At 60.8% G+C, this 15,515-nt stretch carries 16 protein-coding genes; 11 read left to right on the forward strand and 5 right to left on the reverse strand.

The window, feature by feature from the left end; genetic code table 11:
* Nucleotides 1–6 precede the first annotated feature (6 nt).
* From ACR0J2_RS14575 to rarD, 3 genes are all read left to right on the forward strand, one after another.
* Nucleotides 7–987 carry a GlxA family transcriptional regulator gene (locus tag ACR0J2_RS14575; protein ID WP_480813013.1) on the forward strand — a complete coding sequence of 327 codons (981 nt, stop codon included), beginning with the start codon at nt 7–9 and terminating at the stop codon, nt 985–987.
* A gap of 89 nt (nt 988–1,076) precedes the next feature.
* Nucleotides 1,077–3,530, forward strand: coding sequence for a GcvT family protein (locus ACR0J2_RS14580; protein ID WP_480813014.1), 2,454 nt, complete (start codon nt 1,077–1,079; stop codon nt 3,528–3,530).
* Between the two features lie 264 nt (nt 3,531–3,794).
* Nucleotides 3,795–4,700, forward strand: a complete 906-nt coding sequence (rarD, locus tag ACR0J2_RS14585) for an EamA family transporter RarD (RefSeq protein ID WP_480813015.1) — start codon at nt 3,795–3,797, stop codon at nt 4,698–4,700.
* Here rarD and ACR0J2_RS14590 read toward each other — a convergent pair.
* Together ACR0J2_RS14590 and ACR0J2_RS14595 are read right to left on the reverse strand one after the other, a co-directional pair.
* Nucleotides 4,691–5,401: an SGNH/GDSL hydrolase family protein gene (locus ACR0J2_RS14590; RefSeq protein WP_480813016.1), complete on the reverse strand. Its 711-nt coding sequence runs from the start codon at nt 5,399–5,401 to the stop codon at nt 4,691–4,693. The genes rarD and ACR0J2_RS14590 overlap by 10 nt on opposite strands.
* 2 nt (nt 5,402–5,403) lie before the next feature.
* The gene (locus tag ACR0J2_RS14595) at nt 5,404–5,814 is read right to left on the reverse strand and encodes a nuclear transport factor 2 family protein (protein ID WP_480813017.1); all 411 of its coding nucleotides are present in this window, start codon (nt 5,812–5,814) and stop codon (nt 5,404–5,406) included.
* Nucleotides 5,815–5,912: 98 nt separating this feature from the next.
* Between ACR0J2_RS14595 and ACR0J2_RS14600 the strand changes: the two genes are divergently transcribed.
* A complete protein-coding gene (locus ACR0J2_RS14600) occupies nt 5,913–6,560 on the forward strand; it encodes an RluA family pseudouridine synthase (RefSeq protein WP_480813018.1) in 648 nt (215 codons plus the stop codon).
* Between the two features lie 2 nt (nt 6,561–6,562).
* On the opposite strand, the gene ACR0J2_RS14605 is transcribed toward ACR0J2_RS14600, so the two are convergent.
* Nucleotides 6,563–6,754: a hypothetical protein gene (locus ACR0J2_RS14605; protein WP_480813019.1), complete on the reverse strand. Its 192-nt coding sequence runs from the start codon at nt 6,752–6,754 to the stop codon at nt 6,563–6,565.
* Between the two features lie 106 nt (nt 6,755–6,860).
* Between ACR0J2_RS14605 and ACR0J2_RS14610 the strand changes: the two genes are divergently transcribed.
* The 4 genes from ACR0J2_RS14610 (at nt 6,861) to ACR0J2_RS14625 (ending at nt 9,882) form a co-directional block, all read left to right on the forward strand.
* Nucleotides 6,861–7,553, forward strand: a complete 693-nt coding sequence (locus ACR0J2_RS14610; protein ID WP_480813020.1) for a helix-turn-helix transcriptional regulator — start codon at nt 6,861–6,863, stop codon at nt 7,551–7,553.
* Between the two features lie 118 nt (nt 7,554–7,671).
* Nucleotides 7,672–8,343, forward strand: a complete 672-nt coding sequence (locus tag ACR0J2_RS14615) for a YiaD family glycine zipper/OmpA-like lipoprotein (protein WP_480813021.1) — start codon at nt 7,672–7,674, stop codon at nt 8,341–8,343.
* A 132-nt stretch (nt 8,344–8,475) separates the two neighbouring features.
* Nucleotides 8,476–9,018 (forward strand): NAD(P)H-dependent oxidoreductase, encoded by a 543-nt coding sequence (locus ACR0J2_RS14620; RefSeq protein WP_170614278.1) that lies wholly within the window; start codon nt 8,476–8,478, stop codon nt 9,016–9,018.
* Between the two features lie 51 nt (nt 9,019–9,069).
* Entirely contained in the window at nt 9,070–9,882 is an 813-nt protein-coding gene (locus ACR0J2_RS14625; RefSeq protein ID WP_170679491.1) for an HTD2 family dehydratase, read from the forward strand.
* On the opposite strand, the gene ACR0J2_RS14630 is transcribed toward ACR0J2_RS14625, so the two are convergent.
* Nucleotides 9,874–10,908 (reverse strand): NAD(P)/FAD-dependent oxidoreductase, encoded by a 1,035-nt coding sequence (locus ACR0J2_RS14630; protein ID WP_170679493.1) that lies wholly within the window; start codon nt 10,906–10,908, stop codon nt 9,874–9,876. The two genes, ACR0J2_RS14625 and ACR0J2_RS14630, sit on opposite strands and share 9 nt — an antisense overlap.
* 55 nt (nt 10,909–10,963) lie before the next feature.
* Between ACR0J2_RS14630 and mnmC2 the strand changes: the two genes are divergently transcribed.
* Both mnmC2 and ACR0J2_RS14640 read left to right on the forward strand, forming a co-directional pair.
* Complete coding sequence (mnmC2, locus tag ACR0J2_RS14635) at nt 10,964–11,629, forward strand: tRNA (5-methylaminomethyl-2-thiouridine)(34)-methyltransferase MnmC2 (RefSeq protein ID WP_480813022.1); 666 nt, start codon at nt 10,964–10,966, stop codon at nt 11,627–11,629.
* Nucleotides 11,626–12,495 carry a DMT family transporter gene (locus ACR0J2_RS14640; protein WP_170614282.1) on the forward strand — a complete coding sequence of 290 codons (870 nt, stop codon included), beginning with the start codon at nt 11,626–11,628 and terminating at the stop codon, nt 12,493–12,495. The genes mnmC2 and ACR0J2_RS14640 overlap by 4 nt, the downstream gene beginning before the upstream one ends.
* Here the strand turns inward: ACR0J2_RS14640 and ACR0J2_RS14645 are convergent.
* On the reverse strand, nt 12,469–14,433 hold the full coding sequence (locus ACR0J2_RS14645; protein ID WP_480813023.1) for a lytic transglycosylase domain-containing protein: 1,965 nt from the start codon (nt 14,431–14,433) through the stop codon (nt 12,469–12,471). The genes ACR0J2_RS14640 and ACR0J2_RS14645 overlap by 27 nt on opposite strands.
* Nucleotides 14,434–14,566: 133 nt before the next feature.
* Between ACR0J2_RS14645 and dapA the strand changes: the two genes are divergently transcribed.
* A complete protein-coding gene (gene dapA / locus ACR0J2_RS14650; protein WP_480813024.1) occupies nt 14,567–15,439 on the forward strand; it encodes a 4-hydroxy-tetrahydrodipicolinate synthase in 873 nt (290 codons plus the stop codon).
* The last annotated feature ends 76 nt before the right edge of the window (nt 15,440–15,515 follow it).

The following is a 15,515-nucleotide window of genomic DNA, read 5'->3' on the forward strand; positions in this document are numbered from 1 at the left end:
ACGAGAATGCAAAAGCGGACAGGACCCGAACCGCAAGGATCCGGCAAACAGCATCAGTTCGATATCATGGTTGCGCCGGGATACGTTTTGCTGGAGCTCGCGTCATTGGTCGATGTCCTGCGGATTGCCAACCGCGTTTGCCCGAATCCTCCGTTTCGGTACACCTATCGATCGTTGAAAGGCGGCCCTGTTGAAAGCAGCAGCGGCGCAACCGTTTCAACCGAACCGGTTTCTGCACAACCTGATGCCGACTATCTGTTCGTGATCGGCAATTCCGACCCGGACCTGCCGGACCTGTCACTTGGGCGGGTGGTTTCGGACTATACCTACCGCGGCGCACAGGTGTTTTTGCTGGCCGAGGCCGCCAGCCGCTATATTGACGAGCAAGGCACGGATGACATGGCCACCCACTGGGAGAACGCATCTTTCCTGCGCGAAAGGGGCGCCCGGTTCGAAGCCAAGATGTCCATCGCAACCCAGCAGGGTTCGGTCGTCACCTGCGCCGGAATGGAGGCGACCACCGATGTCGCGCTGGCCGTTATCGGGCGCCATGTTTCGGGCCCTGCCAGGATGACGGTTGCTGACATCATGCTGCACGAAAACATCCGGGACTTTTCCTCGCAGCAGCCGTTTTCCGGGGTTCGGACCACGGCGACCGGGGATGCAAAACTGGACCAGTGCATCAAGCTGATGCAGGCCAATATCGAAGACCCTTTGCCGATCCAGGACATCGTCAAACTGCTGGGGCTGTCGAATCGGTCGCTCGAACGCAAGTTCCGGTCGATCTTCGGAACCACACCAAACGGATTTTACCGCGAAATGCGGCTGGCGCGCGCGAACAATCTGCTTCTGAACACCACCATGAGCGTGCGCGAGATCGGCCTGGCATGCGGATTTCCCAACGGATTCTCGTCGATTTACAAGAGCTTTTATGGAATCACGCCGTTTGTTCTGCGGCGGGAAAAGCGGGCATCTTCGCAAAGGTGATTTTTGCAGAGGACCTGACGATTTTGATGCATTTGTTGTCGCACATCCGTGGCATTTTATCCCAAACCTGACACAGCGGAGACATCAGGATGGTTGATCTTCCCACCAAGGCCCGAGTGGTCATCATCGGCGGCGGCGTTATCGGATGCTCGGTCGCGTATCATCTGACCAAGAAGGGTTGGACAGATGTCGTGCTGCTGGAACGCAAGCAACTGACCAGCGGCACCACCTGGCACGCCGCGGGTCTGATCGCGCAGCTGCGCGCGACCGCCAACATGACCAAACTGGCGAAGTACAGTCAGGAACTCTATGGCTCGCTTGAGGAGGAAACCGGCGTCGCGACCGGGTTCAAGCGCTGCGGATCGATCACCGTGGCCCTGACCGAAGAGCGCAAGGAAGAAATTTATCGCCAGGCCGCCATGGCGCGGGCATTCGGGGTCGAGGTCGAAGAAATCACGAACGAGCGCGTGGCGGAGCTTTATCCGCATCTGAACCTCGAAGACGTCAAGGGTGCGGTTTACCTGCCGCTGGACGGACAGGGCGATCCTGCCAATATCGCGCTGGCGCTTGCCAAGGGCGCACGGCAGCGCGGCGGCATTGTCAAAGAACGCGTGAAAGTCACCGAGATCGTCAAACAGGGCCGCAAGGTGACAGGTGTGGACTGGGTTGCCGATGACGGCAGCGCCTCGGGCCACATCGAATGCGACATGGTGGTGAACTGTGCAGGCATGTGGGGGCACGAGGTTGGCCGGATGGGGGGCGTCAACGTCCCGCTGCACGCCTGCGAGCATTTCTACATCGTTACCGAGAACATCGATGGTCTGACGCAGCTGCCCGTGCTGCGGGTGCCGGATGAATGCGCCTATTACAAGGAAGACGCGGGCAAAATCCTGCTGGGCGCGTTCGAGCCGAACGCCAAGCCATGGGCCATGGACGGTATCCCGGATACCTTCGAATTCGACCAGTTGCCCGAGGATTTCGACCATTTCGAACCGATCCTCGAAGATGCCTGCAACCGGATGCCCATGCTGGCCGAGGCCGGAATCCATACCTTCTTCAACGGCCCTGAGAGCTTTACCCCCGACGATGCTTACCACCTTGGCCTTGCGCCCGAGATGGACAATTTCTGGGTCGCGGCAGGGTTCAACTCGATCGGCATTCAGTCCGCCGGTGGCGCGGGGATGGCACTGGCCGAATGGATGGATACGGGTGAGAAACCGTTTGACCTTGGCGATGTGGATATCAGCCGGATGCAGCCGTTCCAGGGCAACAAACAGTACCTGTTCGAACGCTCGAAAGAGACGCTGGGCCTGCTCTATGCCGATCACTACCCCTATCGTCAGAAGGCGACTGCGCGCGGTGTGCGGCGGACACCGTTCCACCACCACCTGAAGGAACAGGGCGCGGTATTTGGTGAACTGGCCGGATGGGAACGTGCCAACTGGTACGCCAGTGAAGGGCAGGAGCGTGAGTATCAGTACAGTTGGAAGCGCCAGAACTGGTTCGAGAATTCGGCCGCCGAGCACCGCGCCGTGCGCGAGAATGTCGGCATGTACGACATGTCTTCGTTCGGCAAGATCCGGGTGGAAGGTCCGGATGCCGAGGCGTTCATGAACTATATCGGCGGCGGCGACTGCTCGGTGCCCAATGGCAAAATCGTCTATACCCAGTTCCTGAACCGCAGCGGCGGGATTGAAGCGGACGTGACGGTCACCCGCCTGACTGAAACGTCCTTTCTTGTCGTCACCCCGGCGGCGACCCGTCTGGCGGATCAGACCTGGATGCAACGCCATGCCGGCAATTTCAACGTGGTCATAACTGACGTCACCGCGGGCGAAGGGGTGCTGGCCGTGATGGGCCCGAACGCCCGCGCGCTGCTTGAAAAGGTCTCGCCCAACGACTTCACCAACGCAACCAATCCATTTGGTACCGCACAGCAGATCGAGATCGGCATGGGGCTCGCCCGCGCGCATCGCGTGACCTATGTGGGTGAACTTGGTTGGGAAATCTATGTCTCGTCTGACATGGCGGGTCATGTGTTCGAAACACTGCACGAGGCTGGTCAGGACATGGGGCTGAAGTTGTGTGGGATGCACATGATGGACAGCTGCCGGATCGAAAAGGGCTTCCGCCATTTCGGCCACGATATCACTTGCGAAGACCATGTTGTCGACGCCGGGCTCGGGTTCGCTGTCAAGGTCGACAAGGGCAGTGATTTCATCGGCCGCGAGGCGGTAATCGCGCGCAAGGAAAGCGGGCCAAAGAGTCGCCTGGTGCAGTTCAAGCTGACCGATGCAGAGCCGCTGCTGTTCCACAATGAACCGATCATTCGCGATGGTGAGTATGTCGGCTATCTCAGCTCAGGCAACTATGGCCACACGCTGGGCGGCGCCGTTGGTATGGGATACGTGCCATGTGAGGGCGAGAAGGCGGCTGATGTATTGGCATCGAGCTATGAGATCGACGTGTGCGGTGTGAAGGTTAGGGCAGAGGCATCGCTGAAGCCGATGTATGACCCTAAATCCGAGCGCGTCAAAGTCTGAACCGGTGCGTTGGGGGCGCTGCCCCCGTCGCAGCAAGCTGCGCCTCCCCCGGGATATTTGCAGCCAGATGAATGAAGGATCCCTTGTTCATCTGGCCAAAAATATCCCGGAGCGCGAGGCAGAGCCTCGCAAGCGGTGAAAAGCCAGCTGAAAGCCCAAGGCGCTATCCTATCAAGGTTCGTGATACGAGCCTTCACAGAATTCACAGTTCCCAACCCGGCCTGAACTGCCGTAAAGACGAACGGTATCAGCCGGAGACCTGACATGGCGGACATCGCTGCTCCAACTCAGAACGTCGATACGCCGCGCGGTCTGGCGCTGGCTGTAACCGCCTATGTACTTTGGGGGTTTCTGCCGCTGTACATGAAGGCGATGGCGCATATCGGTCCGGTCGAGGTTGTGGCTCATCGGGTGATCTGGTCCGTGCCGGTCGCCGGTCTGTTGCTGATCGCGCTGGGGCGTACAGGCGATCTGAAGGCAGCCCTGCGAAACCCAAAAATGCTGGGCATGGCCTGCCTGACGGCCGCTTTGATTTCAGTGAACTGGGCGATCTATGTCTGGGCTATTGCCACCGGGCGGGCGCTGGACGCGGCCTTGGGGTACTATATCAACCCCTTGTTCAGCATTGCGCTGGGCGCAGTTTTGCTGCGCGAACCTTTGAACCGAACGCAGATAGTAGCGGTTGGGCTGGCAGCGCTGGGCGTCATCATACTTGTGCTAGAAGCCGGAGCACTGCCCTGGGCCGCCCTGGGTATGATGTTTACTTGGGGCTTTTACGCGTTCTTCAAACGCTCCCTTCCCATCGGACCAAACCAGGGGTTCCTTCTCGAGGTTCTGGTTCTTCTGATCCCGGCGCTGGCCTATGTGACCTGGCTGGGTGTGCAAGGCAGCGGACATTTTGGGTTGGCCGGGGCGGATACGATGCTGCTGGCGGGTGCCGGTTTGGTGACGGCGGTGCCTTTGCTGGTTTACGCCAACGGTGCCAAGCTGGTGCGGTTGTCCACCATGGGCATTCTGCAATACATCGCCCCAACCATGATCTTCATCACCGCGATTACCTTGTTCGGAGAACAAATCGATCGTGGTCGCATGGCCGCCTTTCCGCTGATCTGGGCGGCTTTGGTTGTCTATTCGGTTCCGATGATCCGGCAGATTCGGGCTCAGTCCTGACGCAGCGCGCGGGCAACTTCATCCGCCCAGATCGCGTAGGTTTTCGGACTGGGGTGATACCCGTCTGGCGCGGCAAGCGCCGGGTCATCCGGCAAATCCAGCACGAGGTGCCGGCACTGAGGGCGCTCTGCGACCACCTTCTGCAGCGCCTGATCCAGCCGTCGCGCCTGCCGGTCCAGGACCCAGGCCAAAGGTTGGGGTAGCGCCGGGAAACGGCCCATTTGCGGGACTGCAGTAACAATCACGCGCCGCGCGCCCATGGCGCCTGTCAACAGGGACATCAGGCGGGCTTGTCGTTCGGCAAACCGGCGTTGCGTCACGGCGCGGGTGACGTCATTCACACCCAGCGCCGTCACCACGGCATCGAACTGAGTTTTCAGCGTCCCAAGACGGTCTATCGTATCCTGCGTTGTATGGCCGGTCGTAGCCTCCAGCCGCCATTCAACACAATAGTGCCGCGCCAGCCGCTGGACGAGTTGCCCGGACAAGGCCTGTTTCTGCGTGCCTGCGCCTACGCCGGCAGCCGAACTGTCACCCGTGATCAGCAACCGCAGCCGGGGGCCGCGGCCTTCGCGGCCTTCGCGCGGCCCTGATGGCTCGGGCAGCATCTGGGCATTGCGCCGGACAGACAGACCTTGCATCGCCAGAACCGGCAGCAGCGGAAGGCGCAGAAGCTGATCAGGGGCGACAGGAGCACGCATGGTCAGCTCAGCGCCTTGCGAAATTCCAGAAAGCGGGCGTCGCTCATCACCCGCGCCATCATCGCCTCGCGCAGGGCGCCAACGGTTTTGTGCGGGCGCATGACCACTTCGAATTTCTGGATCAGGCCATCGTCATTCAGCGTGATCAAATCCACACCCACGGCATCCAGTTCACCGACCTTGCATTGGAACTCCAAAGCCCAGTCGCAACCTTCGCCCATAACGCGGCGATAGCGAAACTCGGAAAACACCTGGCTGACATGCCCAAGCACCGCCGCAACCGGTGCACGCCCGGTCCATGTGCTGTAATAAGTCGGCGGCAGGAACTGCACATTCTCGGCCAGCAGATCCGGTATCCGGGCCTCGTCACCTTTTGCAACCGCGTCCTGCATGCGCTCGATTGTCGGATGCATCTCTGTTCCTCCTCAACTGGGTCCGAGAGTTGCCGAACGATGGGTCGCAGGCAAGGACGACGTTGCGGGAGGTCGCGCGCTGCGATAGGCAAGCCCGCATGAGCGAGACCTACACCCCCCCGAACACGCCACTGGATGTGCTGCATGAAGACGCGCAGCTGATCGTGGTGAACAAACCGCCGGGCCTGCTTTCGGTACCCGGCCGGGGGGAGCATCTGTCGGATTGCCTTCTGACCCGGGTGCAGGCGGTTTTTCCTCAGGCCCTGCTTGTTCACCGGTTGGACCGGGACACGTCAGGTGTGATGGTGTTTGCACAAACACCGCATGCGCAACGCCATCTGGGTCAGCAGTTCGAACAGCGCCAGACGCGCAAAACCTATGTTGCGCGAGTGTGGGGCCAGGTTGAGCCCAAATCCGGAACGGTTGATCTGCCTCTGATCGTCGACTGGCCAAACCGGCCGCGCCAGATGGTGTGTCACGAGACGGGCAAACCTGCGGTGACGGACTGGCGGGTCGTCCGACATGAGGACCGCAGCACGCGCATTCGGTTGTTTCCCAAAACGGGCCGGTCGCATCAGCTGCGGGTTCACATGCAGGCATTGGGGCACCCGATCCTGGGTGATCCGTTCTATGCGACGGGTGCGGCGCGGGATTTCCAGCGCCTGATGCTGCATTCCGAAGAGCTGCGCCTGAAGAACCCCGAAGGCGGAGTTGCGATGAAATTCAGGGCCAAGCCCGATTTCTGAAGCTAAAGCACCCAGCCCCATATCATCTTGAGGTTGCCCAGAGAAAATCGTCTGACACGCTTTCGCTGTTGCATGGACCGACAGTGGCGTTCGGCCATGATCTGGCGTTCAATCTCAAATCCGCGCAAGGTGTGATCCTGAGACCATCTTCCGAGTTTCAGCGTCATCATGACGTGGTTGTCGCGGCTTGGCATGATTGCTCTCCATTTGTTCGTGATATGCCAAGCATTGCAGCCCTCTCCTGACACCACCCTGTCAGTGGGGTGTGCTACTGTGTCAGCAGACCGTCAGGAGGATGCGATGGGCCGATCTACCCGTCTGTTTGAAATTATCCAGATCCTGCGCATGTCCGATGCGCCGGTGACAGCGGATGCGCTGGCAGAGCAACTGGAAGTATCTGTTCGCACCGTGTACCGCGATATCGCGGCTCTGCAGGCGCAGCGGACGCCGATCGAAGGAGAGGCGGGCGTGGGCTACGTGATGCGCCGGGGGTATGATCTGCCGCCGCTGAACTTTGATGCGGAAGAGATTGAGGCGCTGTGGGTTGGACTGTCAATGCTGGCCCGCACGGGTGACAGCACGCTGCAACAGGCCGCAGATCGCGTTTGCCGGAAAATCGAAGCGCTGCAGGTGCCCGCAGACTGGTTGCAGGTGGCGCCGTGGGGGGCGCCTCGGGACGATCCTGACAAAGGGTGTGTTCCGGTTGCCAGCTACCGCGAGGCAATCCGGGCGGAACAGAAACTCAGGCTGGTTTACGTCAATTCCGAAGACGAGCGTACGGAACGCGTCGTGCGCCCGGTTGCGCTGATCTATCACATCGAATGCACTATGCTGGCGGCATGGTGCGAGTTGCGAAACGGGTTTCGACACTTTCGCACGGACCGGATCTGGGCGTGTGACGTTCTGGACGCGCATTTCTGCGGTCAGGGCCAGCCGCTGCGCGCCATCTGGCAGGAGAACAACAATTGGGATGTGTCATCAGCCCCTGCTTGACCGGCAGGTAATTGCCGATTTCACCGGAATGTTGCTTGAGGCTTCAACGGCCTGCCGTGATATACTGGCCCAAACAAATCAAACCCGATGAACGGGTTCATGAGCAGAGGGTAAATCCATGACGATTTCCAAGTTTGTTTTTTCTGCCGGGCTGTGTTCGGCCCTTGTTCTTGGCGCATGTACCGACCCAGGTACGCTTTCAGTGCAAAGCGACCCCAATCAGATTGCAAAGCAGGGTGCTTTGCTGGGCGGTTTGATCGGTGCAGGCGTCGGCGCTATTGCCAATGACTCGGATCCGCTTTTGGGTGCGCTGGCCGGTGGTGCAATTGGTGCCGCAGGTGGCGGCGTCATCGGCAATCAGCTTGATCGCCAGGCGGCGGAGCTGCGTCAGCAACTGGCCAATGACGGGATCACCATCGTCAATACAGGCGACCGTCTGATCGTAACCGTCCCCAATGACATCACCTTTGACACCGACAGCTCGACCGTGCGTCCGGGGCTGCGGTCCGATCTGGTGAAGGTGGGGCAGAATCTGGTCAACTACCCGAATTCGAACGTTCAGATCATCGGACACACCGACAGCGACGGCGACGCCACCTATAATCAGGGCCTGTCCGAGCGGCGGGCCAATGCCGTGGCCGATATCCTGCAGGCCAATGGCGTCAGCTATTCCCGCATCACTACAATCGGTCAGGGTGAAAACAATCCGGTCGCTTCGAACCTGACGCCGGATGGCAAGGCGCAGAACCGTCGGGTCGAGATTGTCGTCGTGCCCAGCGGCAACGCCTGATCTGATCCAACAATCGTGGACAGGGCACATTCTCTTGCCCTGTCCATGCGCACTGACTGTGCGTCAACAGGGCTATGGTCCCGGTCCATCCCCGTATAAGTTCCCGAAAACAACAAAGCGGAGTTCCCGATAATGTCCGAACCGACCCTTCTGGGCCTGTCCGGTTCGTTGCGCCAGAACGCGACAAACCGAAAGTTGCTGCGCGAGGCCGCGCGGTTGTTCGAGCCCGGCACTTTCATCGAGGCCGACCTCAACCTGCCTCTGTATGACGGTGATCTGGAGGCGGGTGAGGGCATTCCCGCGTCGGTTCAGGTGCTGGCTGACCAGATTGCGCAGGCCCATGCGGTGATCATTTCGACCCCGGAATACAACAAGGGGCCGTCCGGTGTGCTGAAAAACGCGCTGGACTGGGTCAGCCGAACCAGTGGCAAACCATGGGCGGACAAGCCCGTTGCGGTGATGTCCGCCGCCGCTGGTCGGGCCGGCGGCGAACGCGCGCAGATGATGTTGCGCGCCTATATGGTGCCGTTTCAGACGCGCATCTTGCAAGGTCCTGAAATCCATCTTGCCGACAGCTCGAACGCATTTGACGATCAGGGGCGGCTGAGTAGCGAGCGCTATGAGAACCCGCTGCGGACGCTGATGCAGAAGCTGAAAGCCGAGGCCGGTTTCTGAGGCCAAGGCGCGGTACTTGTTCCGCAATGCCCTGGCGCGTAACGTGCGGGCATGTCAGATGAAACTCGGGCCGAAACACAGCAGGACATGATGGATCCCGCGCGCGCCGCTGCCTTGCAGGTGGCGCTGGGACAACCAGTTTCCGTTGCGGCGGGCGCACCGCTTCCGCCGTTTTTTCACCAGTTGTATTTCTGGTCACCGCTTCCGCCCGATCAGCTTGGCCGGGATGGGCACCCCAGGGTGGGCGGCGGCCTGATCCCGGATCTGGGCCTGCCACGTCGCATGTGGGCCGGAGGCCGGTTGCGGTTCCGCGCGCCCCTGGTCGCGGGCAAGCCAGCCCGGCGCCGGTCCTTTCTGGAAAGCGCCACGTCAAAAACTGGCCGGACCGGGCCGCTGGGTTTTGTCACCTTGCGGCACGAGATCTGGCAGGGGGAAGATCTGTGTCTGACGGAATGGCAGGATCTTGTTTACCGTGAAGACCCTTCGGCTGATGCAATCAAGCCGAAGCCGCCAACGGCCAGAACCGACCAAACGGATCGCCGAGAGCTTAGGTTTTCCTCAACTTTGTTGTTTCGGTATTCGGCACTGACATTTAATGGCCACCGGATCCACTATGATCTGGACTATGCGCGCGACGTCGAAGGCTATGACGGGCTTGTCGTTCATGGACCGTTGCTGGCGCAGCATCTGATGTTGTTTGCAACCGATCTGATGGGGCCGCTGTCCGAGTTTTCGTTCCGCGCGTCCTCCCCACTCATGCACTTCGAAACGGCGGCCCTGTGCCGGAACGGTCGCGAGCTGTGGGTCGCGGGGCCGGACGGCCGGAAATGTATGCAGGCGGTTGCCACTCCGGTGTCAGAGTGAGGCTTCGGGTCTGAATCCCTCCGGTATCTGATCGCGTTTTTCCAGTATCAGATCGGCCATGACATCGGCCACTTTGGGGGCCATACCGAAACCGATCTTGAAGCCGCCATTGGCAATGTACTGACCCCGGTGCATAGGATGTTCGCCCAGCATTGGTGCGCGGCTTTTGCTGCGGGGGCGGACCCCGGCCCAGCGTTCAATCACTTCGGTGCCGTGCAGAACGGGAACGGCGCGCGTGGCGCGGTCGATCACGTCTTCCAGGGCGCTGTCGGTGCTGGAAGGGTCTTCATAGTCCCGCTCGGATGTCGATCCGATGGCCAGAGTGCCGTCCGCATGGGGCACGATGTGAATTGCATCAACAAAAAGCTGAGGCACCGTCCCTGCATCGAACCTAAGCAGGGCAGCCTGGCCCTTGACCCCATTGCCAACAGTTTTGCCATAGTGGCGGTTCAGTTCCAGTAGGCCCGCCAATCCGGTGGCGTGTACGACCCGACCCCGGTCGGGCGCGTCTGTGGCAATTTCGACCCCCATCACGGACAGGGCCGCAACCAGCGCGGCACAGGCCCGTCTGGGATGCATGCGCGCACTCAATGTGTCGTGGATGACGTATCCGGTCGGGCTGGGCGGGCACCAGGCGCCAGCCTTGGCGGTTTCAACAACGCGCCATTCTGCCTGTCCCTGCCACAGTTCGATGGCCGTTTTAGCGCGCTGATGCGCAAGATCCAGATTGCGCTGGTCAGCGATGGGCTGCAGGCGACCCAGACGCGCATAACCGGGTGACACGCCACCTGTCGCCTCGACCTGGTTCCAGAACGCTTGGGCCATGATCAGGCTGTCGAACTGAAATGCCTTTTTGGCATTCCAGTTTTCCGGCACATGAGGCGCCAGTGCACCGACCAGACCACCGCTGGAGCCCGAGCCGGGACCAAAAGGATCGACTACCTGCACCTTTGCGCCGCGCCGCGCGCAGGTCCAGGCAATGGACAGGCCGAAAATACCCGCGCCACGCACTGTCACATCGACCATTGCCAATCCCCTTTTCCTTGTTCAGTGTCGCGCCGCCTAGCTACAGGATTCCCCGATGGCAGACCAGCGCGCCGAACTGACCTGGACGGACGAGCAGATCCCGATTTCGGACCGGTTCGACGATCCATATTACTCGCTCCAGAACGGGCTGGAAGAGACACGGCATGTGTTTCTGACGGGCAACGATCTGCCCGGTCGCTTCGCGCCGGGTTTCCGAATCGCCGAGCTTGGATTCGGAACCGGCCTGAACATGCTGACGGTCTGGTCCGCGTGGGAGGCATCGGGCCAAACGACGCCTCTGAGCTTTACCAGTTTCGAAGCCTTTCCGATGGATCCTGCAGACATGGCACGCGCACTGGCATGTTTCCCGGAGCTTCAACCCTGGAGCAGCCGGTTTCTGGCGCATTGGCAAGGTGGCGAATGCGATCTTGGCACACTGCACCTGAAAGTGATCGAAGGCGACGCGCGTGAAACCCTGCCCGCTTGGTCGGACATTGCGGACGCCTGGTTTCTGGACGGGTTTTCCCCGGCCAAGAACCCGGAGTTGTGGCAGTCGGACCTGATAAAGCAGGTCGCCGGTCACACTGTGGCTGGCGGAACAGTCGCGACATATACTGCGGCCGGTTTCGTGCGGCGTGCGTTGACCGAGGCCGGGTTTTCAGTCACGCGTTCGCCCGGATACGGGCGCAAACGGCACATGACACGGGCGATCAAAGAATGAGTCAGCAGAACAACGTGCGGGCCGGGATCGCCCTGATGGTCGCGGCCACAATCGTCTTTGCGTTGCAGGACGGGATTTCGCGTCATCTGGCCGGAACCTACAACACCTACATGGTCGTGATGATCCGGTATTGGTTCTTCGCGGCATTTGTCATCACCATCGCGGCCCGTGCACCCGGCGGGCTGAAGGCGGCAACACAAACCAGCCAGCTTGGGCTTCAGGTCATCCGGGGCGTGTTGCTGGCGGCCGAGATCTGTGTGGCCGTTTTCGGATTCACGGTTCTGGGGCTGATCGACAGCATGGCCGTTTTCATCTGTTATCCCCTGCTAGTGGCCGCGCTCAGCGGGCCGGTTCTGGGTGAAAAGGTGGGCTGGCGGCGCTGGTCTGCGATCGGGGTAGGATGCATCGGAGTCCTGATCATTCTCGAACCGGGTGTTGGCGTCTTCAACCCCTGGGCGGTCATTCCTTTGATTTCGGCCCTGATGTTTGCGGTCTATGGATTGCTGACCCGATACGTTGCCCGTCGCGACAGCACGGCCACCAGCTTTTTCTGGACGGGTGTCGTCGGGGCGGTGGCCATGACGCTGGTTGGCATGTGGTTCTGGGAACCGATGGCCCAGGCGGACTGGTTGTGGATGGCACTATTGTGCGTCAGCGGCGTGACAGGGCATTGGTTGCTGATCAAATGCTATGAAATGGCGGAAGCCAGCGCAGTTCAGCCCTTTGCCTATTTCCATCTGGTCTGGAGCGCATTGTTGGGCATTTCGATATTTGGCGAAACGCTGCGCCCAGCTGTTGTCGTGGGCGCGGCGCTTGTCGTGGCGGCAGGTCTGTTCACCCTATGGCGCGAAAGACGCCAGGGTTGAGCCGGTAAGTTCCTGCGAAAACGGAATGGGCAGGGCCGGCTTGCCCAGACGCGCGCGATAGACGGGCATGCTTTCCGCGACGCGCATGACATAGTTGCGCGTTTCGCTGAACGGGATGGTTTCGATCCAGTCGATGACGTCGACCTCTCCGGCGCGGGGATCGCCAAAGCGTTCCATCCACGAAATCGGACGCTTGGGTCCCGCGTTGTACCCGGCCGCCATCATGACCACGTTGCCGTTGAACTCGGCGGCCAGCCCGGACAGGTAGTTCGCCCCCAACTTGGCGTTGTATTGCCAGTCCGATGTGAGGCGTCCGGTCTGATGGCCGCTGAGGATACCCATCTCCTGCGCGACCAGCTTGGCGGTGGCTGGCATGACCTGCATCAAACCACGTGCGCCGGCTCCGCTGACCACGACCGGGTCAAACTCGCTTTCCCTGCGGGCAATGGCCAGGGTCATTTCCTTCGCCATGGGCAGGCCCATGTCGGCCACCGGATGGACAGGGTAGTAGGCCGCAGGCAGAACCGATCCTGTTCTGGCGGCGCGCTTGGCAATCATGACTGCCAGATGTGGCTCCTTCAGTTCCAGCACCAGATCACCCAGTTGCCCGGCCTCAACCGGATCGAGACCTTCCACCAGATGGGTCAGAAACTGTTCTGTCAGATTGTCTTCGCCGGCTCTCAGCAGCAGAAGCCCCGCTTCCAATACACTGGAATTCGCAAACCCGGCCTGTTTCCAATGCGGCGCGCGGCGCGGGTTGGCAAGCTCGCTGTCAAACGGGCGCCCGATGCGCTCGGCCGCCAGCAGGCCATAGAAGGAAGTCTGGTAATCCGCGCCGATTGCGTAGGCGTCATAGGCCTTGTCCGCATCGCCCTGCGCCGCATAAGCCCGGCCCAGCCAATAGCCGCCGCGCCCTTTGGAAATTGGCGACTGAACCGCGGACGAGAAATTCTGGAAATGGCGCACGGCCGTGTCCGGGTCGTTCAGTTTGCGCAGGGCGAGGAACCCGGCCAGCCATTCCAGATCCGCGTAACCATAGCCCATTTCGGGCGTCATGTGATGGTTGGCCGCCACGTCATAGGCGCGTGCGGTATTTCCGTTGCGCATCTCCAGCCGCGCCAGCCTGCGCCGCCCTTCGGCCCATTTGTCCGGCTCGCCCAATGCCTGTGGGCTGGTCGAGCGTTCCAGCATCAAATCGATGGCGCTGTCGTCAAGTTCCTTGCGGTCCCGCCATACGAATCGGTCATAGGCCAGCCCGGCCGACGACGCCAGCGAGTCCGGCACTGCGGAAATCTTTGCATCCACACCGGGCTGGCGTTTTTGCAGCGCGATTCTGGCTTCGGCCAATTTGCGTTCATCCGCGCTGACCAGCGGCAACATCTGATCAGCGCTGACCAGATGCCCGTCCCAGAGCATACGGTCCAGCCGGGCCGCGTGATGCGGTTTTAGCAATTTGCCGAAGTTTTCCAGATAATCCTTCTGCAAACCCGACCCCATGGGCATCGTGCGCCAGGCCATCACGATATCCGCCTCGGCATCGCCCCTGCGACCCTTGGCCATCAGGGCAACCGCGAAATTCAAGGCACCCTCGGCGGTTTGCGGCGGTGAGCCGTCGTAGAACTTCAATACCCGGTCCGGGTCGGCCCCGGTGAACGAAGGTTCGCTTTTGCGGCGCAGCCACCCCAGTCCGGGCCAGTCCGACCGGCGGTCGAGAAAAACCAGTACGTCGCCCGAACTGCCAAAGCCGCTGCGCAACCAGTGCCAGACGATGATGTCACGGGACACCGACCCACGCGTTCCTGCGACGCGCAGGGCCTCGTTCCAGTCGCCTTTGCGCATCTCATTCAGCGCGGCGCGCAGGTCCGCGGCGGCATCCGCGCGCGCCTGAGCCGTCGAACAAAGAATCACGGTGATCAATACCGCCAGAAAACGTGTCATCCCTTGCATTTCCCAACCAACCAAGGATACAGCCATTCAGGATAAACCTTGCGCCGCCGGGATCAACTCACAAACCGAAGATTGTGATAAAGGGTGGCGCGTTCACAGCAAACTGTACGCTAAGGAGCGTTCCATGTTCAAAGGCTCGATGCCAGCACTCGTCACCCCGTTCCGAAACGGTGAGTTGGACCTGGACACGCTCAAACATCTGGTGGAATGGCAGATCCAGGAAGGTTCGACTGGGCTGGTGCCGGTGGGAACCACGGGCGAAAGCCCAACGCTCAGCCATGAAGAGCACGAAGTGGTGGTGGAAGAGGTCGTCAAGGCCGCTGCCGGCCGCGTACCGGTCATCGCGGGTGCCGGATCCAACAACACGGTCGAGGCGATCCGGTTCGTGCAGTTCGCCGAGAAGGTCGGCGCGGCTGCGGCTCTGGTTGTCACGCCGTATTACAACAAGCCGACCCAAAAGGGTCTGATTGCCCATTTCAGGGCGTTGCATGATTGCGCGGATATTCCGATTGTCATTTACAACATCCCGGGCCGCTCGGTGATCGACATGACACCGGCGACAATGGGCGAACTGGCACAGCTGCCGCGCATTGTCGGGGTGAAGGATGCAACCGGCGATCTGGCGCGGGTCAGCCAGCAGCGGGCAAGCTGCGGTACCGACTTCTGCCAACTGTCCGGGGAAGATGCGACTGCCCTTGGCTTCAACGCGCATGGCGGGGTCGGATGCATTTCGGTGACGGCAAACGTGGCCCCGCGCCTTTGCGCCGAATTTCAGCAGGCGACCCTTGCTGGTGATTACGTCAAGGCGCTGGCCTATCAGGACCGTCTGATGCCCCTGCACGAAGCGATCTTCATTGAACCCGGCCTTGTCGGCGCCAAATACGCGCTCGGCAAACTGAACCGTTGCAGTGAAGACGTGCGCTCGCCCCTGACCGGGCTGGACAGCAGCACAAAATCCGCCATCGACGCGGCAATGGCCCACGCCGGACTTCTCTGAACGCGTTCGACGCGAAAAAAGGGCGGCATTCACCGGGTGAAGCCGCCCTGTTTCTTTTCGGTAATCGGACTTCTTT

Source organism: Ruegeria sp. CG4 (assembly GCF_056537185.1).